Origin of the sequence: Pseudomonas sp. Leaf58 (assembly GCF_003627215.1) — a bacterium.
GTDB lineage: Bacteria > Pseudomonadota > Gammaproteobacteria > Pseudomonadales > Pseudomonadaceae > Aquipseudomonas.
This window is the reverse complement of the sequence record NZ_CP032677.1, coordinates 1674871-1695960: the sequence shown is the minus strand read 5'-3', so window position 1 is coordinate 1695960 and position 21090 is coordinate 1674871. Positions and strand designations below refer to the sequence as shown.

Sequence of the window (21090 nt, the reverse complement as noted above, 5' to 3'; positions counted from 1 at the left end):
GCCCTTTCGCGGCTAAAGCCGCTCCTACAGGGTCTTCACAGCCCTTGTGTAGGAGCGGCTTTAGCCGCGAAAGGGCCGGTACAGGCAACCCGTGAACGCTCAGGCGGACTCCCCCTCCACCCGGTCCCGCCCGGCCTGCTTGGCCGCATACACCCCGGCATCCGCGCGCAACAGCAAGGCATCGGCGCCTTCCCCCAGCCGCCACCCGGCCACGCCAAAACTCGCGGTCACCCTGCCCACGCCTTCCACCGGCACATTGCGCACCCCGTGCCACAACTCCAGCGCCAGTAGCCGCGCCTGCTCGCCATCGCTGCCCGGGCACAGCACCATGAATTCCTCGCCGCCCAAGCGGCAGAACACATCGGTACGCCGCAGACGCTGCGCAATGCGCTGGCACAGGCTGCGCAGCACAAGGTCACCCACAGCATGGCCAAAGCGGTCGTTGATGCGTTTGAAGTGATCGATGTCGATCATGATCACCGCCAGCGCCAGGCCATCACGCTGGGCCCGTTCCAGTTCGATCTTGAGCCGTTCCTGGAAGTAGCGGCGGTTATGGATGCCCGTCAGCGAGTCGGTAACCGACAGCGCACGCAACTCTTCCTCCACGCCCTTGAGGTCGGAAATATCCGTCAGGTAGCCATGCCACAGGGTGCAACCCTGCTCGCCCACTTCCGGTGTCGCCTCGCCACGCACCCAGCGCAACCCGGCACGCGGCAGGCAAACCCGGTACTCTTCGCGCCAGGGCGACAGGTGTTCGGCCGAGTAACGTACCGAGCGGCGCACGCGCTCCAGGTCATCGGGGTGGATACGCTCGAACACCGCCGTGGCGTCCTCGCGCAATTGCTGCAGGTCGACTTCGTAGATGTCGTACAGGCCCATGCTGGCATACGGAAAACACGAATGGCCGTTGCCGTCCAAACGGTACTGGTAGATGCCACCCGGCACCTCGGCACTGAGCTTTTCCAGCAACCGATCACGCGCCGCCAGCGCCTCATGCACCCGGCGCCGTTCGGTGACATCGATGCAGATCGCCAGGTAACCCACCCACAAGCCCTGTTCATCGAGCATGGCGGTGACCAGCATGTTGGCCACCAATTGGCGGCCATCCGCACGCAATAAGGTCCATTCCCCCGGCTCGGCACCATGCTCCTGCACGGTTTCGGCGAACATGGCCTGGCCGCCGGCAATCGGCCGGCCGTAACGCAGGCTCAAGGCATGGGCACGCAGGCTCAGCTCCTCGGGCAGCACCAGGTCCTCCAGGCGCAATAGGCCGATCGCCTCGCTGGCCGGGTAACCGAGCATGCGCTCGGCACCGGCATTGAACATGCTGACCACGCCCTTGAGGTTGGTGGCGATGATTGCCACCTGGGTCGCGGCATCCAACACGCTGCGCAGTTGGTTGTGGGTACCACGCAGGGACTGCTCGCTGATCTGCAGCTCGGCGGTGCGCTGCTCGACCAGGGCCAAGGCACGCTGGCGCTGGCTGAACAGGCAATAGATCAAGACGCTGAGCAGCAGGCTCAACAAGCCGCCCAACAGGCCCACCGCCAGCACCGCCGAGGAGCGGTTGGCCTGCACGAAGGCCAGGCTCGGCCGAATACTCAGCTGTAGGTGGTGGTCAGCCAAGTGCAACAGCTGGTTGCTCTCCAGCGGCAAGGGCGCCACCGGGTTCTGCGAATCGAACATCAGTTCAGGGCCGTGCAGCCCGGTAGAGTCGACGATGCGCACCACCAGGTTGTCGTCTGCCGCAACCGGGTGCCCGTCACTGACCAGCTCGCGCATGCTCAGCAGGGCCATCACGTAACCTACTGCCGCGCCGTGCGGGTTGGCATCGGAAAACACCGGCGCCACCATCAGCAGGCCGCGCGCGTCCGACAGGGTATCGAACATGGTCAGTGGCTCGGACACCGCCATGCTGCCTGGCCCAAGCGCCCGCGCCAGTGCCGCCCGGGGCGCGTCTTGACCGGCGAGGTCTAACCCATAGGGCAGCCCCGGCAGTTCGCCCGACTGGGTATAGAGTACCGGGAAGTAATGGTCGCGCTGGGGTGCGGGGTGCCATTGGCCACGCTCATCCTGATCGCGGATCGCATAGCCCGGGCCGGAGTGCCCAGTGGCCTGGCGCTCGAACTCGGCGCGTTGCGCGGCTTCGACGCGCGGCGCCCAGGCGTAGGCCAGGGTCCGCTTCAGCAATGGCCGGGCGTAGCCAGCAAACTCGTGTGGTGTGACTTCGTTGGAAAAACTGAAAAACCGCCGCAGCCCATCCAGGCGCTGCTGCTGTTCGTCAAACCGCTCGGCAATTCGGCTGAAGCGCTCGCTGGCCAGCAGCTCGAAACGCTGGCGTAACTGCTGCTTGTAGAAACTTTGCGCGGCAAGCGCCAAGACGGCCGTCAGCAGGCCACCCGCCACCAGGACGACCAACGCCACCACCCAGGCGGACGCTGCCTCTGAGCACAGGCCAAGTAACCGCGCACGCACGCCACCCTTTGACATACACCCATCTCGTCACGTCAGCGTCCTGCGGATTATTTTGCCCTGCCCTCAGTTATAGCTATTGGCCATTAGCCGCGCAATGTACCTCGTCGCCTCAGCGCAATTGCAAACGCCAAGCCCGATGAATCCGGCTGTTGCGGGCAAAGTCAGGGTCCAGGGTTTGGGCGGTGATTTCTTCAACCGCATAACGCGCCGTCAGGTGCTCGTCCAGCTGGAACTTGCGGAAGTTGTTGGAGAAGTACAACACGCCGCCCGGTGCCAGGCGGGCCATGGCCAGGTCCAGCAGTTGCACATGGTCACGTTGCACGTCGAACACACCTTCCATGCGTTTGGAGTTAGAGAAGGTCGGCGGGTCGATGAAGATCAGGTCATAGCTGTCGCGGTTGCCTTCCAGCCAGGCCATCACATCGCCCTGCTCCAGGCGATTGCGCTCGGAGAAACCGTTGAGCGCCAAGTTGCGCCGCGCCCAGTCCAGGTAGGTTTTCGACAAGTCGACGCTGGTAGTGCTGCGCGCACCGCCCTTGGCCGCGTGCACGCTGGCCGTGGCGGTGTAGCAGAACAGGTTGAGGAAGCGCTTGCCGGCCGCCTCGCGCTGGATGCGCATACGCATTGGGCGGTGGTCGAGGAACAGGCCGGTGTCGAGGTAGTCGGTAAGGTTGACCAGCAGCTTGACGCCCCCTTCGCTGACTTCCTGGAAGCGCCCTTCGGTGGCCTGGCGCTCGTACTGGCGCGTGCCGCTCTGGCGCTCGCGACGCTTGAGCACCACACGCTGCGGCGAAATGCCCAGTGCCTGCGGGATGGCTGCCAGGGCATCGAGCAAGCGCGCCTGGGCCTTTTCCGGGTCGACCGAACGGGGCGCGGCGTACTCCTGCACGTGCACCCAGTCATGGTACAGGTCGACTGCCAAGGCATACTCGGGCATGTCGGCATCGTACAGGCGGTAGCAATCGACCTGCTCGCGACGAGCCCACTTGCCCAGTTGCTTGAGGTTTTTTTGCAGGCGGTTGGCAAACATCTGCGCGCCTTCCGACAGGCGCGCCGGCTCGCTGGCCACCACGGCCTGCGTGCGCTCTTGCGCGCCTTCAGGCTGCGCCTCGCGGCGCTCGCCGGTTACGAATTGGTCAGGCTGCACCTTGAATAGCAGCAATTTGCACGGCAACGCGCCGTTCCAGAAGGCGTACTGTTTGTGGCTGCGAATGCCCATGCGCTTGCCCAATTGCGGCGCGCCGGTGAACACTGCCGCTTCCCAGCCCATGCAGGCCTGGCGCAGGCGTTCGCCAAGGTTCTGGTAGAGGTACAGCAGGCTGGCTTCGTCACCCAGGCGCTCGCCATAGGGCGGGTTGCTGATGACCAAGCCTTTCTGGTTCTGGTCCGGGCGCGGCTCGAAGGTGCTGACCTCGCCCTGGTAGATTTTTACCCAGTCGCCCAGGCCAGCACGCTCGACGTTGTTGCGGCCCGGCTGGATCAGCCGCGGGTCGGCCTCGTAGCCACGGATCCACAGCGGTGGCTTGGCCAAGCCGGCCTGTGCCCGTGCCTGCGCCTCGTCATGCACCTTGCGCCACAACGCTGGCACGTGACCGAGCCAGGCACTGAAGCCCCAGCGTTCACGCTTGAGGTTGGGCGCGATATCGGCGGCGATCATTGCCGCTTCGACCAGGAAGGTACCCACACCGCACATCGGGTCGGCCAGCGCGCCACCTTCGGCGGCAATGCGCGGCCAGCCAGCGCGGATCAGCACCGCCGCCGCCAGGTTTTCCTTCAGCGGCGCGGCACCTTGCTGCAGACGGTAGCCACGCTGGTGCAGGCTGTGCCCGGAGAGGTCGAGCGAAAGAATTGCCTCACCACGGTCCAAGCGCAGGTGCACGCGTACATCAGGGTCGATCTTTTCCACCGACGGGCGCAGGCCTTCGCGGTTGCGCAGCTTGTCGACGATCGCATCCTTGACCTTCAGCGCACCGAAGTGAGTGTTGTCGATGCCCGAGCCATGGCCGCTGAACTCCACTGCCAGCGTGCCATCGGCTGCGAGGTGGTCAGACCAGTCGACCGCATTGACGCCGTCGTACAGGTCATCGGCATTCTTCATGCTGAAGCGCTTGAGAACCAGCAACACACGGTTGGCCAGGCGTGACCAGACGCATAGGCGGTAGGCGGTTTCCATGTCGGCTTCGCCGCGAATGGCCGAGGTGTGCTCGCGCACATCATCGAGGCCAAGGCCTTTGGCCTCTTCGGCAAGCAGGCCTTCAAGGCCTTTGGGGCAAGTGAGATAGAGTTCGAAACGGTCCGACATGAGTATTCCAGAGCCTTGGGCTATTTGACTGACGAAGCGACGCATCGCCCCGCGATGTTTGCCCGAACACCCTTCCAGCAGGCGTTCGAGTGGCCGTTGCGTGTGGGTAATGACACCGCGCAGCGACCGGGCCACCTGATCGATCCGTGTCCCGCCCGGTGGCAAAGACAGCTTAGATCATCAGGCAGTACAAAAAATTCTGGCGATTCTGGGGCCGATGTGACCCTTCGTCGCATTACAAATTATTTCTTTCGTCGGCGCGTACCGCTGGCGAAATGACGTCAATGATCGGCAAACCCCGATCATAGCGGGCTCAACGCTAAACAAGGTTGAGTCGCATTTATTTACTTATCCCTTCACCCTCGGAAACGTTACGTGCTTATGACAAATTGATCATTCACACCGTGACGCGCATTCGTTAGAACTGGTCTCAGGCCGCTTCGCAACGAGGTGGCACTTTCAGCTCGCCACGCCGGCAGCGAGCGCAAACCGGCAGAAAGACTCTGCCCGGCCTCAGAGAGGCCGACGGGACATTACAGTCAACAAGTGAGGGCAACACCCTATGAGAAGACTTAAGCGTGATCCGTTGGAAAGAGCATATTCACGTGGCTACCAATACGGGGTCACCGGCAAATCCCGCGAACTTTGCCCTTTTACTCTTCCTTCTGTTCGCCAAGCCTGGATCAACGGCTGGCGCGAAGGTCGCGGTGATAACTGGGACGGAATGACTGGCACCGCTGGCATCCATAGACTCAACGAAAATCACGCCGTTGGCTGAACGAGGACACTGAATTCGTTTTACCATGCACGCCCTATCCGGGCGGCGGGCGAAGGCCCAGGGGCCCCTTGATGGGGCCCTTTTTTATGGGTTCGAATCTACATCCGCGCTGGTTTCTTCGCAGGCTCTATCAGGTCACCGCGGCATCGCAGCGATAGCATCCACCGCTTCGCGAATCAGCGCCGGCCCCTTATAGATGAAGCCCGAATAAATCTGCACCAGGCTCGCCCCGGCAGCGATCTTCTCGGCCGCATGACGGCCTTCGGTAATACCACCGGCAGCAATGATCGGCAGTTTGCCGCCCAACTCCGCTGCCAACACCTTGACGATGTGGGTGCTCTTCTCCAGCACCGGTGCGCCCGACAAGCCGCCCGCTTCGCCACCATACGGCAGCCCTTCGACACCTTCACGCCCCAATGTCGTGTTGGTAGCGATTACGCCATCCATACCCGATTCAATCAGGGCAGCGGCCACCAGTGCGGTTTCTTCGTCGCTCATGTCCGGGGCAATCTTGATTGCCAGCGGCACGCGCTTGCCATGCGTGCCAGCCAGTTGCTCGCGGCGTTCGGCCAGGGCATCGAGCAGTTGCTTGAGCGAATCGCCGAATTGCAGGCTGCGCAGGCCCGGGGTGTTGGGCGAACTGACGTTGACCGTGATGTAGCTGGCGTCGGTGTACACCTTGTCGAGGCAAATCAGGTAGTCATCGACGGCACGCTCGACCGGGGTGTCGAAGTTTTTGCCGATGTTGATGCCCAGCACGCCTTTATAACGTGCTGCCCGCACTCGGCCGAGCAGGTGATCGACGCCCAGGTTGTTGAAGCCCATGCGATTGATGATGGCCGTGGCCTCCGGCAGGCGGAACAGCCGGGGCTTGGGGTTACCCGGCTGCGGGCGCGGGGTGACGGTGCCGATCTCGACGAAGCCGAAGCCCAGCTGGGCAAAGCCGTCGATAGCCGCGCCGTTTTTGTCCAGGCCGGCCGCCAGGCCCACCGGGTTGGCGAAGTTCAAGCCCATGACCGTGACCGGCAATGCCGCCGGCTGCTTGCACAGCATGCCATTGAGGCCAAGGCGGCCACCTGCGCCGATCAGGTCCAGGGACAGGTCGTGGGAGGTTTCCGGGGAAAGCTTGAACAGCAGCTGGCGGGCCAGGGTATACATGGGCGGGCAAGGCTCGGGGTGAATGAGGGGGCGATTATAGCCAGCGCGGGGCTGACAGGACAGTAAATCGTGGGTGCCCTTGGCACATCGGTTGCACCAGCAAAGCCCACAGCTTTATCCGTACAGGCGAGGAACCTTGTGAACACTGTACCCCGAGCAACGCCCCTGGCCTGGGTCAATGGCAGCGACGCACCGGAAAAACCCAGCCTGAACATCGGCTACATGGCCCTGACCGACTGTGCCTCGGTGGTGGTCGCCGCCACCCAGGGCTTCGCCCAGCAACATGGCCTTACCCTCAACCTCAAGCGCCAGGGCTCCTGGGCCGGCCTGCGCGACAAGCTGGTCAGCGGCGAGCTGGATGCTGCGCACTGCCTGTATGGCCTGGTCTACGCCGTGCACCTGGGCATCGGCGGTGTCGCCGCCAACGCCATGGCCGTGCTCATGGGGCTGAACCAGAATGCCCAGGCCATCAACCTGTCCCCGGCTCTGCAGCGCAAGGGCGTGACCAACCCTGAAGCATTGGCGCGCCTGGTGCACCAGCATGGCGCACGCCTCACCTTCGCCCAGACCTTCCCCACCGGCACCCACGCCATGTGGCTGTATTACTGGCTGGCCAGCCAGGGTATTCACCCGTTGCGCGACGTCGACAGCGTGGTGCTGCCGCCAGCGCAAATGGCTGCGCATATCCAGGCCGGGCGCATCGACGGCTTCTGCGTGGGCGAACCCTGGGCCGCCGATGCAGTGGCCAAGGGCCAAGGCTTCACCCTGGCCACCAGCCAGTCGATCTGGCCGGACCACCCAGAAAAGGTCCTGGCCTGCGCCCGCGCCTTCACCGAGCAATACCCAAACAGTGCCCGCGCACTGATCAAGGCGATTCTCGCCGCCAGCCGGTTCATCGAACAAAGCCCAGAAAACCGCCACAGCACCGCACAATTACTCAGCGGCAGCGCCTACCTGGACACCCCGCTGGAGCGCATCGAGCCGCGCCTGCTCGGCCACTACCAGGATGGCCTGGGCAACCAATGGCAAGACCCGCACGCCCTGCGCCTGCACGATCATGGCCGGGCCAACCTGCCATACCTGTCCGACGGCATGTGGTTCATGACCCAGTTCCGCCGCTGGGGCCTACTGCGCGACGACCCCGATTACCTTGGTGTGGCCGGTGAGGTCCAGCAGCTGGCACTGTACTGCGAGGCGGCACAAAGCCTGGGCGTCGCTTGTGCCGAGCAGCCAATGCGCAGCAGCCTGCTGATCGACGGCACCCGCTGGGACGGCAGCGACCCCTACGGCTACGCCCGCAGTTTCCACCTCCATGCTTTGGGCGACTTGCCCGATGCCCGTGTCGGCGCGTGAGGGGGACCACCATGTTGCGCATCCTGCTGATCGACGACACCCAGAGCAAACTCGGCCGCCTCAAGGCGGCCTTGAGCGAGGCCGGCTTCGAGGTCATCGAAGCCCCAGGCCTGACCATCGACCTGCCCGCCTGCGTCGAAACGGTGCGCCCGGACGTGGTGTTGATCGATACCGATTCACCGGACCGCGATGTCATGGAACAGGTGGTGCTGGTCAGCCGTGACCAACCTCGGCCGATCGTGCTGTTCACCGACGAGCACGACCCCGGAGTTATGCGTCGAGCCATCCAGGCGGGGGTCAGCGCCTACATCGTCGAAGGCATCCATGCTGCACGGCTACAGCCGATCCTGGATGTGGCCATGGCCCGCTTTGAAAGCGACCAGGCACTGAAGGCGCAGTTGCTGGCGCGCGACCAGCAGCTGGCCGAGCGCAAGCGCATCGAGCAGGCCAAGGGTTTGCTGATGAAAATGAAGGACTGCAACGAAGAACAGGCCTACACCCTGATGCGCCGCCAAGCCATGAGCCGCCAGCAGAAGCTGATCCAGGTGGCCGAGCAGATCATTGCCATGCACGAGATGCTCGGCTAACCGCGGGCGACGCGCCTACAAAGGGCCGCGTTGCCAGCGAAAGTTGGCCCAGCTCTTGCTGAGGTTTGTGCACCGGTAGCCAACGGCGGTTGCCCACTTGATCCCGACAAAGACGTCGCTCTCCCCTCCACAGCCGTGGAGCGGGTAGCGGCGTCTTTTTCGTTCCGTTGCATTGCCGAGTGAGGTGTTCAATGAGTACCAGCTTCTGGAAATCCGGGCATGTGCCCACGCTGTTCGCCGCGTTCCTGTACTTCGACCTCAGCTTCATGGTCTGGTACCTGCTGGGCCCACTGGCGGTGCAAATTGCCGCCGACCTGCAATTGAGTGCACAACAACGGGGCCTGATGGTGGCTACGCCGATCCTGGCCGGGGCACTGCTGCGTTTTGCCATGGGCGTGCTGGTTGACCGCCTGTCGCCCAAGACCGCCGGGCTGATCGGCCAGGTGGTGGTCATCGTCGCCCTAGCGGGCGCCTGGTACCTGGGCGTACACAGCTATGAGCAAGCGCTGCTGCTGGGGGTGTTTCTCGGCTTTGCCGGTGCCTCGTTCGCCGTGTCGCTGCCACTGGCCTCGCAGTGGTACCCGCCGCAGCACCAGGGCAAGGCCATGGGCATTGCCGGTGCTGGCAACTCCGGCACCGTGTTCGCCGCCCTGCTGGCCCCGGCGCTGGCCGCCGGCTTTGGCTGGAACAATGTGTTCGGCTTCGCGCTGATTCCGCTGTCGCTGGCGTTGGTGGTGTTCGCCCTGTTGGCACGCAATGCCCCACAACGGCCCAAGCCGAAAGCCATGGCCGACTACCTCAAGGCCCTGGGCGACCGTGACAGCTGGTGGTTCATGTTCTTCTACAGTGTGACTTTCGGCGGCTTCATCGGCCTGGCCAGCGCCCTGCCCGGCTATTTCAGCGACCAGTATGGCCTGAGCCCAGTCACCGCCGGTTACTACACCGCCGCCTGCGTGTTTGCTGGCAGCCTGATGCGCCCACTCGGCGGCGCCCTGGCCGACCGCTTCGGCGGCATCCGCACCCTGCTGGGCATGTACAGCGTGGCAGCCATTTGCATCGCCGCTGTCGGCTTCAACCTACCCAGCGCAGCCGCCGCACTGGCGCTGTTCGTCAGTGCCATGCTCGGCCTGGGCGCTGGCAATGGCGCGGTGTTCCAGCTGGTGCCGCAGCGCTTCCGCCAGGAGATCGGCGTAATGACCGGGTTGATCGGCATGGCTGGCGGTATCGGTGGCTTCCTGCTGGCGGCCGGGCTTGGCACCATCAAGCAGCACACCGGTGACTACCAGTTGGGGCTGTGGTTGTTCGCCAGCCTGGGCCTGCTGGCCTGGTTCGGCCTGCATGGCGTGAAACAGCGCTGGCGCACCACCTGGGGCTCGGCAGCCGTTACCGCGGCGCGGGTCTGAGGCACGTCAATGAGCCTGCAACTGAGCTTTGCCCAGGCCAGCGCCACCGGGCCGCGCGAGGAAAACCAGGACGCCCTGCGCCTGGTCACCCCGGCGCCGGAGCTGGCCGCCAGCAAGGGCTACCTGTTCGCCCTCGCCGACGGCGTCAGCCAATGCGCCGACGGCGGCCTGGCAGCGCGCGCCAGCCTGCAGGCGCTGGCCCTGGACTATTACGCCACCCCCGCTACCTGGAGCGTGGCACAAGCGCTGGACCGCCTGCTGCTGGCACAGAACCGCTGGCTGCGCGCCCAAGGCAGCGGCCAGCCGTTGCTGACCACCCTCAGCGCGCTGGTGCTGCGTGGCCGGCGCTTTACCCTGGCCCACGTCGGCGATTGCCGCGTGTACCGCTGGCACGAAGGGCGCCTGCACTGCCTGAGCGAAGACCATGTGTGGGACCAGCCCGGCATGCAGCATGTGCTCAAACGCGCACTGGGCCTGGACCAGCACCTGCTGGTGGACTACCTGGAAGGCGAATTGCAGCCAGGCGAGTGCTTTTTACTGCTCAGCGACGGCGTCTGGGCCAGCCTGGGCGACCAGCACATCCAGGCGGTGCTGCGCGAGCAACCCGACCTGCAACTGGCCGCCGACACCCTGGTTGCCAGCGCGCACCTCAATGGCAGCCAGGACAACGCCAGCGCCCTGTTGGTGCAGGTCGACCAACTGGGCACGGCCAACCTCGGCGATACCTTGGCGCAACTGCAGCAATGGCCGGTACCCGGCCCGCTGCGCGAAGGCCAGGTAATCGATGGCTGGCAGGCCGAAACGCTGCTGTCGCACAGCCGTCAGTCACTGCTGTACCGGGTGCGCGATGGTCAAGGGCAACCGTGGCTATTGAAGACCTTGCCCGCTGTCCGCGAGCAGGAGCCCGGCGCAGCGCAAGCGCTGTTGCTAGAAGAATGGTTCCTGCGCCGAGTCACTGGCCGACACTTCCCCGAGTTGCACCCTGCTAGCCAGCGCCAGCACCTGTACTACGTGATGCGCGAATACCCTGGCCAGAGCCTGGCGGCGTTGCTGGCCGAGCACGGCCCGTTGCCCCTGCCGCAATGGCTGGAGCTGGCTCGGCAACTGCTACAGGCGGTGGGCGTACTGCACCGGCGCAACCTGCTGCACCGCGACATCAAGCCAGAGAACCTGCACCTGGGCCGCGATGGCCAGCTGCGCCTGTTGGACTTCGGCCTGGCCTATTGCCCGGGCCTCTCCGAAGACCCGCAGCACGAGTTGCCGGGCACACCGTCATACATCGCCCCGGAAGCGTTCGACGGCCACCCACCCGGTCCGCGCCAGGACCTGTATGCCGTGGGGGTGACGCTGTATCACCTGCTGACCGGGCATTATCCCTACGGCGAGGTGGAGGCCTTCCAGCGCCCGCGTTTTGGCCTGCCAGTCAACGCTGCACGCTATCGCCCCGACCTACCGGAATGGCTGCAGCACAACCTGCAGCAGGCGCTGGCAGCCGACCCGGCGCAACGCTTCGAAACTGCCGAACACTGGTTGCTGCAGCTCGAACGCGGCGACCGCCAGGAGCTGCCTAGCCGGCCACGGCCGTTGCTGGAACGCGAGCCGTTGAAAGTCTGGCGCAGCCTGGCCCTGCTGTCATTGCTATTGAACCTGATACTGCTGCTCACCCTGCTCAAGGGCTGAACGCACCTTGCCGATGAGGAAACCCTGATGAATGCAAAAGTCTGGCTGGTCGGTGCCGGCCCCGGTGATCCCGAACTGCTCACCCTCAAGGCGGTACGCGCGCTGCAGCAAGCCGCTGTGGTGATGATCGACGACCTGGTCAACCCGGCGGTACTGGAGCACTGCCCACAGGCCCGGGTGATTGCCGTGGGCAAGCGCGGCGGCTGCCGCTCTACGCCGCAGGCGTTCATCCAGCGCCTGATGCTGCGCCATGCCCGGCAAGGGCGCTGTGTGGTGCGGCTCAAGGGCGGCGACCCGTGCATTTTTGGCCGCGGCGGTGAAGAAGCGCTGTGGCTGCAGGGGCATGGCATTGAGGTGGAAATGGTCAACGGCATCACCGCCGGCCTCGCCGGTGCCACGCAATGCGGTATTTCCCTCACCTCACGCGGTGTGAGCCGGGGTGTGACGCTGGTGACCGCGCATACCCAGGACGACAGCGAACTGAACTGGGCGGCCTTGGCCCAAGGCGGGACAACGCTGGTGGTGTACATGGGGGTGGCGCGGCTGGAGCAGATACGCCGAGGGTTGCTGGAAGGTGGCATGGCCCCGGGGATGCCAGTCGCGATGATCGAGAACGCCTCGTTGCCGCAGCAGCGTGAGTGCAGGAGCGATGTGCGACGGATGGTGGAGGATGCGCGGGGGTTTGCGCTGCGTAGCCCGGCGATTCTGGTGATTGGGGAGGTGGTTGCGGAGCAGGTGGTTCAGCCGTTGGTGGCAAGTGCTGGATGATGGGTTGCCAGGGCGGCCTCTTCGCGGGCAAGCCCGCTCCTACAACGGTTTGCAGAGATTCTGGGATGAGGTGAGCGGGTTTACCCGCGCAGACACAAATTCCAGGCAAAGAAAAACCCGGCCGAGGCCGGGTTTTTCATGAAACATCAGGCCAATTACTTGGACTGAGCTTCAACCTGCGCTTCAACGCGACGGTTAACAGCGCGACCTTCTTCGGTGGCGTTGTCAGCAACCGGACGGGTTTCGCCGTAACCAACCGAGTCAACACGGCTGGATTCTACGCCGTACTGCTGGGTCAGCACCTGCTTGACAGCGTTGGCACGACGCTCGGACAGCTTCTGGTTGTAAGCGTCTGGGCCGACGGAGTCAGTGTGACCTTCCACGGTAGTGGTGGTCGACGGGTACTGCTTCATGAAGTCAGCCAGGTTCTTGATGTCGCCGTAGCTGTTTGGCTTGACGACCGACTTGTCGAAGTCGAACTTGACGTCCAGCTCAACGCGTACGACTTCGGCAACAGCCGGGCAGCCGTCGGCGTCAACGGTAACGTTGGCCGGGGTGTCTGGGCACTTGTCGACGTTGTCGCAAACGCCGTCGTTGTCGGAGTCGGAGCACACTTCAGCAACTGGAGCCGGAGCGACTTCAGCTTGCTTCGGGCTACCGCCGAAGTTCAGACCAACACCAACGGTTGGGCCCCACTCGGTGTTGCCGTTGTCGATGTTGTACATGGCTTCAACGCCGGCACGGGCGAAGAACATGTCGGTGATGTACCACTTGGCGCCAGCGCCAACGTTGGCGAAGGTGGAGTGGTCACGGCCGCTACGAGTGGCCTGGCCCAGGCTCTCGTGAGCGAAACCGGCGGAAACGTACGGACGCAGCGCGTCGCCCACGGTACCGAAGTGGTAGGTAGCGTCGAGCTTGGCCTTGGAGCCTTTGATGTCTTTGTTGAAGACTTCACCACGAGCGTTGTGAGTCTCGTTGTAGCCCAGGTCCAGGGAAACGTCGTCAGTCAGGAAGTAGCCCAGGCGAACACCAGGATTGGTGCCGTCGTTCTTGAAGTTACGTTCGCTGTCGTAGTACTGCTTGGTAACGTTGCCTTCGATTTCCACCGCGCCTTGGCCTTGAGCCAGAGCGCCGAACGAAGTAGCTGCGACGAGCGAGCCAATGGCCAAGCCCAAGGTGTTTTTCAATTTCATCCGTTAAATCCCCATCTGGTGATAGTTAAGCAGTCCCACCACAAACAAGGGGGACAACTCGACGGCAAGTCTAGCAGAACTCGCCGGTTCGTTAGAGATATTTGCACGCCACTAAGTTTCATCAAGGCCAGCAAATTTCTCTCGAAGCTTGTCTAGCGCGCGCTTGTAACGCATTTTCGTCGCGCTCAGGCCCATGTGCATGATGTCGGCAATTTCCTGAAATTCAAGCTCTGCGACAAAACGCAGCACCAGAATTTCCCGGTCAATCGGGTTTACATGCACCAGCCATTTATCCAGCCCGCCTTTTTCTTCCGGTTTCGGAGCCTTGTCTTCGGACGCCTCTTCGACAGGGTCCAGACTCAAGGCATCCATCAACCGACGTTTACGGCGCTCCTTGCGGTACTGGGTAATGCATTCGTTGTAGGTGATGCTGTAGAGCCAGGTCTTGAACTTGGATTTGCCCTCGAAGTTCTTCAACCCGTACAGCACTTTCAGCATCACTTCCTGACAGACATCGTCCGCGTCACGGTCGTTCCCCAGATAACGCGCACAGACGTTGAACAGGGTCCGTTGGTAGCGCCGCATGAGCTCCTCATAGGCGCGGGTAACGTGGTACAGCTCCTCATGCGAACGCGCCACCAACTCTTCGTCGGTGAGCTCGCGGGGGTCATAACGCATGGGCGGCGAATGAACTTTATTCAAAACGGATCTGGCCGACAGTCAGGTCAATGTCGCCGCGTGACCCCGTGGGTCAATTTTCGCGGCGGCATACATTAACAGCTTTTGTACGGTTAGCGGCTATTGACGCGTTGCTCGAGCAGCTCACGATTGGACAGCGACACCAGTTCGCCATCATCGGTCAGCAGCGTCGTCTTGACCGTACCGATTTCCTCGATATGCCCTTCGACCTCTCCAATCCGCACGTGCTGGCCTACCTGATACAGCTCGCGCACGTAGATGCCGGCCAGGATCTGCCCGGCAATTTCGCGGCTACCAAGGCCCATCGCCAACGCAACGGCCAGACCAACGGTTATCAGCCCAATCACGATGACATGGTTCAGCAGGTCGGTTTTCACCTCTAGCTGGCTGATGGCCACCGAGATGCTGATGATGATCACCAGACCCTGGGTAATACGCCCGAGGCCGGCCGAATATTCCAAGCCGATGCCTTCGGCAGCGCCGCGCACCAGGCCGTTGGCCACCTGGGCCAGCAGCACGCCGGCCAGCAGCACCAGGCCCGCACCGAACACCTTCGGCAGGTACAGGGCGAGCATGTCGAGGGTGGCAGAAACCCGCTCAAGGCCAAGCGATTCGGCGGCCGAGACGAGGAAGATGAGCAGCACGAACCAGTACACGATCTTGCCGATCAGGGTCGAGATCGGCACCTGGATACCGCCCCGGCCGAGCATCTTGGTCAGGCCGGTGCCGGCCATCAGGCGGTCCAGGCCGAGTTTGGCCAGTAGCTTGGACAGCAGCGTGTCGAGCAGCTTGGCCACCACGAAACCGAGCAGCACCACGACCAGCGCGCCGAACAGGTTGGGGATGAAGTTCGCCACCTTGGTCCAAAGGGCGGTCATCGCGGTGACCAGGCTCTGGGTCCAGAGATCGAGTTCCATATTCAATCGGCCTTATCTGCTTTGCTGCCAGCGGCAGCGTTGCGGGAAGAGTGTCGACGCACCGGCGCAACATGCGCCGAGCCATTGTTCACGGCGATCAGCAGCGCCTGGCTCCAACGGCCAAGCAGGCTGAACAGATCACCCGCGCCAACCTGGCGGTTAGCGGTTTTCAGCACACGACCCAGGCAAGCGGCGTCGTCCCGATCATCCCGGTCATTGCCGGAGGGTGACGCTTTGAGCAGGTCGCGCAGGGATTCTTCAAACGGATCGTGCATAGGCACCTCGCGCAGTGTCAGTCAGAGACGAGATGGCCGGGCGATGGGTCACACATCGAAGTGGGACGCGTGTTTCAAATTGAATGCACGGTGGATTCTTCGCGGGCAGGCCGGTGCTGGGCTGGTGGGAGCGGGCGTGCCCGCGAAGAGGCCGGTGCAGGCACAACATGTCTATACCCACCGCAACCGCCGGAACAGCCACCACTGCCCCACCGCCAGCCCCAGCACGACGACGCAGGCGAACAGGAAGCCATAGGGGTTTTCCGCCCCCGGGATACCGCCGACATTGATGCCTAGCAGCCCAGTGATGAAGCTCATGGGCAGGAAGATGCAGGTGATGATGCCGAAGCGATACATGGTGCGGTTCATGCGCTCGCTGCGCCGGCGATCTTCGCTTTCCAGCACCAGCGCGGCCCGCTCGCGGGTCAGTTCCAGCTCTTCAAGGTAGCGAATCAGGCTGTTGTTCAGCTCGTTCCAGTAATCGGCGTCGGCATCGGCGAACCAGCTCCACTTGCTACGCGACAACTGGGCGTAGATCTCCCGCTGCGGCGCCAGAAAACGCCGAAGCCCGGCGGCACGCCTGCGGATCTGCTGCAGGCAACCGTTCTCCGGCGTATACCGTTCGTCGGATTCGACCTTTTCTTCCTCCAGGTCGACCAGCTCGGACAGGTCGCTGACCAGGCCCTGGACCTTTTCGGTCAGCAGTTCGCCCATCAGCAGCAACAGCTCGGAGGCCGATTTCGGCCCCCTGCCCTCTTCCAACTGCTGGAGAATCTCGTCACTGGCGCGCAACGGCCGCAGGCGCAGCGAAATTACCCGCTGCGCCTGGGCGAAGATGCGCACCGAGACCATGTCTTCAGGCTCTGCACCCGGGTTGAGGTTGACCCCACGCAAGAACAGCAACAACTGTTCGTCGACCATGGGCAGCAGGCGTGGCCGGGTGTTTTCTTCCAGCAGCAGTTCGCAAGCGAACTCGCTCAGGCCGCTGTCACGCAGCAGCCAGGTGCGGGTTTGCGGGTGGCTGCGATCCCAGTGCAGCCACAGGCTCTGCTCAGGCTGCAGCTGCAGGTGGTCCAGTTCGGTACGCTCGATCGAGCGCGCGCCGCCTTTGCCATCGAGCACCAGGGCATGTACCAGCCCCCACTGCGCGTTGTCTTCCTCGAACATCAAAGCTCCATCAGCGCGTGCGGCGCATCACTCCGGCATTTTCAGCGGGCTTGGCGAGACGAGCACGCCATTGTTGTCGGCATACACGTACTCGCCTGGGCGGAAGGTCACCCCAGCGAAGGTCACCGGCACATTGAGGTCGCCGATACCACGCTTGTCGGTTTTCATCGGGTGGCTGGCCAAGGCCTGCACGCCGAGGTCGGTTTGCACCAACACATCGACGTCACGCACACAACCGTAGATCACCAACCCTTCCCAGCCGTTCTTGGCGGCTTTTTCAGCGATCATGTCGCCGAGCAGCGCGCGGCGCAGCGAACCACCGCCATCGACCACCAGGACCTTGCCCTTGCCATCAAGCTCGGCTTGCTCCTTGACCAGCGAGTTGTCCTCGAAGCACTTGATGGTGACGATCTGGCCGCCGAACGAATCGCGGCCGCCGAAATTGCTGAACATCGGTTCCAGCACCTGTACCAGGTCTGGGTAAGCGTCACACAGGTCGGGCGTTACGTAATGCTGCATGGGAAGCTCCTGTCAGTCACAACGAAAGCGGGTATCGGCCAAGGCTACACCTTGGAGCCCATTGCAGTCATCCGGGACCGGTTGGTCATCTGTATTTTGCTCTTCCCTACAAGGCCTGAACGTTGTGGGGCTCCCTGTGGGAGCGGGCATGCCCGCGAAAGAGCCAGTACGGACACAATCAGTGGGTGGGCACAGGCTCCGCGGCCACGGTGGATTGATGCACCGCCACCAGCGGGTTACGCAGCCAGCGCTCTACCAGTGGCCACACCTGCACCTGTGCGGCCTTGCTCACCAACATGTCGACATGCCCGAAGGCGTCGAAGCCTTCCTCGCGGCCCAGGCGCAAAAACTGCTTGCGCTCGCCGCCGACCTGCTCGAACAGCTTGCGACAGGCCCACACTGGGTCTTGGAAGTCCCCCGCACCGGCTACCGCCAGCAGCGGCACATCCACCTCGGCAAGCCCCGCCCACCAGTCGTTGTGCTTGTCGCCAAAGCGGCCGAACAGGCCATGCCAGCGCATGCTCTCCAACGCCAGGCCGATCGGTTCATCCTCCGGCCCACGGTTGAACCGTGGCCCGGAGATATGCCCCCAGCGCTTGAGCATCAACTTCGCCCCCCAGGCCAACGGCGGCACCTTCAACGGCCAGTACACCCGGCTGACCTGCGTGCCGAACAACGCCACGCCGGCCACCTGCTCGCCCCCCAAAAAACCGCCGCCCAGCGCGGCCGCCAAGGTCGTGCCGCCCAGGGAGTGGCCGATCCAGCACGGCGCCTGGCCCGACTGCTCGCGCACGAACGCGGCAATCAGCGGCAGGTCGTCTCGGGCATAGGCAGCGACGCTGTTGTGCGCCCACTGGCGGTTGCGCGGCGACAGGCCGTGGCCACGCATTTCCGGGATCCACACATCGAAGCCCGCGCGTGCGAGAAACGCCCCCAGGCCAACGCCTTTGGGCGAGTACCAGAAGCGCCGGTTGGAAAAACTGCCATGCAGAAGGATAACCGGCGCGCCCTGGGGCTGGCCGTGGTCAGCCAACCCCAGGCGGGTCACGGCCAGCTCGACGCTGGGGTCCGGGCTGTTGCCAGCCTTGATCCGGTAGACGTCCTCGCTGAGGTCGCCGCGGCGCTCGGCGCTGAGCAGGGCCACGGGAAATAGAGTGCTGCTGCTTTGCATAAGGTTGCTTGGTGCACAAAAAAGGGCGGGGTCCATTGCTGGAGCTCGCCCTGGAAAAAACCAGGCGGGGGTACGCCAGACGCACCCCCGCGTTCTACTGCGTCAGACCGCGCTTTGGCCTTCGGCCAGGTAGAACCAGGTCTCGAGTACCGAGTCCGGGTTCAGCGACACGCTGTCGATACCCTGCTCCATCAGCCACTTGGCCAGGTCCGGGTGGTCCGATGGGCCCTGGCCGCAAATGCCGATGTACTTGCCAGCTTTGTTGCAGGCGGCAATAGCGTTGGCCAGCAGCTTCTTCACCGCTGGATTTCGCTCATCGAACAGGTGGGCGATGATACCCGAGTCGCGGTCCAGGCCCAGGGTCAGCTGGGTCAGGTCGTTGGAGCCAATCGAGAAGCCGTCGAAGTATTCCAGGAATTCTTCGGCGAGGATGGCGTTGGACGGCAGCTCGCACATCATGATCACGCGCAGGCCGTTGTCACCGCGGGCCAAGCCGTTTTCGGCAAGGAGGTCGACGACCTGGCTGGCTTCGCCCAGGGTGCGCACGAACGGCACCATGATTTCGACGTTGGTCAGGCCCATCTCGTTGCGCACGCGCTTCAGGGCACGGCACTCGAGCTCGAAACAGTCACGGAACGATTCGCTGATGTAACGCGAAGCGCCGCGGAAGCCGAGCATCGGGTTTTCTTCTTCCGGCTCGTACAGCTTGCCGCCGATCAGGTTGGCGTATTCGTTGGACTTGAAGTCCGACAGGCGCACGATGACCTTTTTCGGGTAGAAGGCCGCCGCCAGGGTGCTGATACCCTCGACCAGCTTCTCGACATAGAAGCCGACCGGGTCGTTGTAGCCGGCGATGCGCTTGTCGACGCTGTCTTTCAGCTCGGCTGGCAGGCCGGCATAGTTCAGCAGCGCCTTGGGGTGCACGCCGATCATGCGGTTGATGATGAATTCCAGGCGCGCCAGGCCGACACCGGCGTTGGGCAACTGGGCGAAGTCGAAGGCGCGGTCCGGGTTGCCGACGTTCATCATGATCTTGAACGGCAGGTCGGGCATGGCGTCGACCGAGTTCTGCTTGATGTCAAAGCCCAGCTCACCTTCGAAGATGAAGCCGGTGTCGCCTTCGGCGCAAGACACGGTCACACCCTGGCCATCTTTCAGCACTTGGGTGGCGTTGCCGCAACCGACCACGGCCGGAATACCCAGCTCACGGGCGATGATCGCCGCGTGGCAAGTACGCCCGCCACGGTTGGTGACGATGGCGCTGGCGCGCTTCATCACCGGTTCCCAGTCTGGGTCGGTCATGTCGGAGACCAGCACGTCGCCTGGTTGAACCTTGTCCATTTCCGACACGTCGTTGATCACGCGGACCTTACCGGCGCCGATGCGCTGGCCAATGGCACGGCCTTCGACCAGCACGGTGCCCTTCTCTTTCAGCAGGTAGCGCTCCATGACATTGGCGCTGGAGCGGCTCTTCACCGTCTCAGGGCGCGCCTGGACGATGTACAGCTTGCCGTCATCACCGTCTTTGGCCCACTCGATGTCCATCGGGCGCTGGTAGTGCTGCTCGATGATCATGGCCTGCTTGGCCAGCTCGCTGACCTCGGCATCGCTGAGGCAGAAGCGCGCGCGCTCGGCACGGTCGACTTCGACGGTCTTGACCGAACGACCGGCCTTGGCCTCGTCGCCGTAGATCATCTTGATCGCCTTGCTGCCCAGGTTGCGGCGCAGGATGGCCGGGCGGCCGGCCTGCAAGGTGTTCTTGTGCACGTAGAATTCGTCAGGGTTGACCGCACCCTGCACCACGGTTTCGCCCAGGCCATAGGCGCCGGTGATGAACACCACGTCGCGGAAGCCCGACTCGGTGTCGAGGGTGAACATGACGCCGGCAGTGCCGGTTTCCGAGCGGACCATGCGCTGCACACCGGCAGACAGGGCGACCAGCTTGTGGTCGAAGCCCTGGTGCACGCGGTAGGCGATGGCGCGGTCGTTGAACAGCGAGGCGAACACTTCCTTGGCCGCGCGGATCACGTTGTCCACGCCGCGAATGTTAAGGAAGGTTTCCTGCTGGCCGGCAAACGAGGCGTCCGGCAGGTCTTCGGCGGTGGCCGAGGAACGCACGGCCACGGCCATGTTGTCGTTGCCAGCGGCCATTGCGGCGAACGCCGTACGGATTTCCGAATCCAGGCGGGCCGGGAACTCGGCCTCCATGACCCACTGGCGAATCTGCGCGCCGGTCTTGGTCAGGGCGTTGATGTCATCCACGTCCAGCGCGTCGAGCGCGGCGTGAATCTTGTCGTTCAGGCCACTCTGTTCGAGAAAATCACGGTACGCCTGCGCGGTGGTGGCAAAGCCGCCCGGCACGGACACCCCGGCACCTGCGAGGTTGCTGATCATCTCGCCCAGGGATGCGTTCTTGCCCCCCACATGCTCCACATCATGGACGCCGAGCTTATCGAGGGAAACTACGTACTCTACCAAGGTGATCTCTCCACTAACTGTGTTGGAAAAGCTCAAAAGGCGCCCGCCTGTCATCTATGACTTGGCCGGGCGTTTGTGGCCTGTACCTGGAAAATAGCCGCTGCAAATGTGGCAGAATGTCGACAGCCGCATTCGGCAAACCGAACTTATCATATCCAAGAATCTTC

The 21090-nt window shown here is 63.4% G+C and carries 17 protein-coding genes; 6 read left to right on the top strand and 11 right to left on the bottom strand.

All coding sequences use genetic code 11. The features are described from left to right. Window positions 1-99 precede the first annotated feature (99 nt). The gene (locus tag DV532_RS07905; protein ID WP_056806388.1) at window positions 100-2490 is read right to left on the bottom strand and encodes a GGDEF domain-containing protein; all 2391 of its coding nucleotides are present in this window, start codon (window positions 2488-2490) and stop codon (window positions 100-102) included. Between the two features lie 94 nt (window positions 2491-2584). Next, entirely contained in the window at window positions 2585-4777 is a 2193-nt protein-coding gene (gene rlmKL, locus DV532_RS07900) for a bifunctional 23S rRNA (guanine(2069)-N(7))-methyltransferase RlmK/23S rRNA (guanine(2445)-N(2))-methyltransferase RlmL (protein ID WP_056806385.1), read from the bottom strand. Between the two features lie 562 nt (window positions 4778-5339). On the opposite strand from rlmKL, the gene rmf reads away from it, so the two are divergent. Further along, window positions 5340-5555, top strand: a complete 216-nt coding sequence (gene rmf / locus DV532_RS07895) for a ribosome modulation factor (protein WP_079227119.1) — start codon at window positions 5340-5342, stop codon at window positions 5553-5555. 135 nt (window positions 5556-5690) lie between these two features. Here rmf and DV532_RS07890 read toward each other — a convergent pair whose 3' ends face one another. Beyond that, window positions 5691-6713: a quinone-dependent dihydroorotate dehydrogenase gene (locus DV532_RS07890; RefSeq protein ID WP_056806383.1), complete on the bottom strand. Its 1023-nt coding sequence runs from the start codon at window positions 6711-6713 to the stop codon at window positions 5691-5693. A gap of 138 nt (window positions 6714-6851) precedes the next feature. Between DV532_RS07890 and DV532_RS07885 the strand changes: the two genes are divergently transcribed. The 5 genes from DV532_RS07885 (at window position 6852) to cobA (ending at window position 12504) form a co-directional block, all read left to right on the top strand. Continuing rightward, window positions 6852-8066 (top strand): CmpA/NrtA family ABC transporter substrate-binding protein, encoded by a 1215-nt coding sequence (locus tag DV532_RS07885; protein WP_056806380.1) that lies wholly within the window; start codon window positions 6852-6854, stop codon window positions 8064-8066. An 11-nt stretch (window positions 8067-8077) separates the two neighbouring features. Further along, the gene (locus tag DV532_RS07880) at window positions 8078-8653 is read left to right on the top strand and encodes an ANTAR domain-containing response regulator (RefSeq protein WP_056806377.1); all 576 of its coding nucleotides are present in this window, start codon (window positions 8078-8080) and stop codon (window positions 8651-8653) included. 191 nt (window positions 8654-8844) lie between these two features. Continuing rightward, entirely contained in the window at window positions 8845-10056 is a 1212-nt protein-coding gene (locus DV532_RS07875) for a NarK/NasA family nitrate transporter (protein WP_056806374.1), read from the top strand. Between the two features lie 9 nt (window positions 10057-10065). Continuing rightward, window positions 10066-11736 carry a bifunctional protein-serine/threonine kinase/phosphatase gene (locus DV532_RS07870; protein WP_056806372.1) on the top strand — a complete coding sequence of 557 codons (1671 nt, stop codon included), beginning with the start codon at window positions 10066-10068 and terminating at the stop codon, window positions 11734-11736. A gap of 27 nt (window positions 11737-11763) precedes the next feature. Next, entirely contained in the window at window positions 11764-12504 is a 741-nt protein-coding gene (gene cobA, locus DV532_RS07865; RefSeq protein WP_056806369.1) for a uroporphyrinogen-III C-methyltransferase, read from the top strand. 155 nt (window positions 12505-12659) lie between these two features. Here cobA and DV532_RS07860 read toward each other — a convergent pair whose 3' ends face one another. From DV532_RS07860 to ppsA, 8 genes are all read right to left on the bottom strand, one after another. Next, on the bottom strand, window positions 12660-13697 hold the full coding sequence (locus tag DV532_RS07860) for an OmpA family protein (protein ID WP_056806364.1): 1038 nt from the start codon (window positions 13695-13697) through the stop codon (window positions 12660-12662). Window positions 13698-13808: 111 nt separating this feature from the next. Then, entirely contained in the window at window positions 13809-14375 is a 567-nt protein-coding gene (gene sigX, locus DV532_RS07855) for an RNA polymerase sigma factor SigX (RefSeq protein ID WP_003248665.1), read from the bottom strand. A gap of 113 nt (window positions 14376-14488) precedes the next feature. Continuing rightward, window positions 14489-15313 (bottom strand): mechanosensitive ion channel domain-containing protein, encoded by an 825-nt coding sequence (locus DV532_RS07850; protein WP_056806361.1) that lies wholly within the window; start codon window positions 15311-15313, stop codon window positions 14489-14491. Between the two features lie 2 nt (window positions 15314-15315). Beyond that, window positions 15316-15588 (bottom strand): hypothetical protein, encoded by a 273-nt coding sequence (locus tag DV532_RS07845; RefSeq protein WP_056806358.1) that lies wholly within the window; start codon window positions 15586-15588, stop codon window positions 15316-15318. Between the two features lie 171 nt (window positions 15589-15759). After that, complete coding sequence (locus DV532_RS07840; protein WP_056806355.1) at window positions 15760-16755, bottom strand: zinc transporter ZntB; 996 nt, start codon at window positions 16753-16755, stop codon at window positions 15760-15762. 27 nt (window positions 16756-16782) lie between these two features. Continuing rightward, window positions 16783-17274: a ribonuclease E activity regulator RraA gene (rraA, locus tag DV532_RS07835; RefSeq protein ID WP_056806352.1), complete on the bottom strand. Its 492-nt coding sequence runs from the start codon at window positions 17272-17274 to the stop codon at window positions 16783-16785. Between the two features lie 178 nt (window positions 17275-17452). After that, window positions 17453-18481 (bottom strand): alpha/beta fold hydrolase, encoded by a 1029-nt coding sequence (locus DV532_RS07830; protein WP_056806349.1) that lies wholly within the window; start codon window positions 18479-18481, stop codon window positions 17453-17455. Window positions 18482-18547: 66 nt separating this feature from the next. Next, window positions 18548-20923 (bottom strand): phosphoenolpyruvate synthase, encoded by a 2376-nt coding sequence (ppsA, locus tag DV532_RS07825; protein ID WP_056806346.1) that lies wholly within the window; start codon window positions 20921-20923, stop codon window positions 18548-18550. Window positions 20924-21090: the final 167 nt, after the last annotated feature.

Excerpts from the sequence above, each read along its gene's own strand:
- sigX (WP_003248665.1), bottom strand. The coding sequence starts at position 14,375 with ATGCGTTATGACCCCCGCGAGCTCACCGACGAAGAGTTGGTGGCGCGT.
- rlmKL (WP_056806385.1), bottom strand. The coding sequence starts at position 4,777 with ATGTCGGACCGTTTCGAACTCTATCTCACTTGCCCCAAAGGCCTTGAA.
- DV532_RS07870 (WP_056806372.1), top strand. The coding sequence starts at position 10,066 with ATGAGCCTGCAACTGAGCTTTGCCCAGGCCAGCGCCACCGGGCCGCGC.
- DV532_RS07890 (WP_056806383.1), bottom strand. The coding sequence starts at position 6,713 with ATGTATACCCTGGCCCGCCAGCTGCTGTTCAAGCTTTCCCCGGAAACC.
- cobA (WP_056806369.1), top strand. The coding sequence starts at position 11,764 with ATGAATGCAAAAGTCTGGCTGGTCGGTGCCGGCCCCGGTGATCCCGAA.
- DV532_RS07875 (WP_056806374.1), top strand. The coding sequence starts at position 8,845 with ATGAGTACCAGCTTCTGGAAATCCGGGCATGTGCCCACGCTGTTCGCC.
- DV532_RS07845 (WP_056806358.1), bottom strand. The coding sequence starts at position 15,588 with ATGCACGATCCGTTTGAAGAATCCCTGCGCGACCTGCTCAAAGCGTCA.
- DV532_RS07830 (WP_056806349.1), bottom strand. The coding sequence starts at position 18,481 with ATGGACCCCGCCCTTTTTTGTGCACCAAGCAACCTTATGCAAAGCAGC.
- rraA (WP_056806352.1), bottom strand. The coding sequence starts at position 17,274 with ATGCAGCATTACGTAACGCCCGACCTGTGTGACGCTTACCCAGACCTG.
- DV532_RS07905 (WP_056806388.1), bottom strand. The coding sequence starts at position 2,490 with ATGTCAAAGGGTGGCGTGCGTGCGCGGTTACTTGGCCTGTGCTCAGAG.
- DV532_RS07880 (WP_056806377.1), top strand. The coding sequence starts at position 8,078 with ATGTTGCGCATCCTGCTGATCGACGACACCCAGAGCAAACTCGGCCGC.
- rmf (WP_079227119.1), top strand. The coding sequence starts at position 5,340 with ATGAGAAGACTTAAGCGTGATCCGTTGGAAAGAGCATATTCACGTGGC.
- DV532_RS07860 (WP_056806364.1), bottom strand. The coding sequence starts at position 13,697 with ATGAAATTGAAAAACACCTTGGGCTTGGCCATTGGCTCGCTCGTCGCA.
- DV532_RS07840 (WP_056806355.1), bottom strand. The coding sequence starts at position 16,755 with ATGTTCGAGGAAGACAACGCGCAGTGGGGGCTGGTACATGCCCTGGTG.
- DV532_RS07850 (WP_056806361.1), bottom strand. The coding sequence starts at position 15,313 with ATGGAACTCGATCTCTGGACCCAGAGCCTGGTCACCGCGATGACCGCC.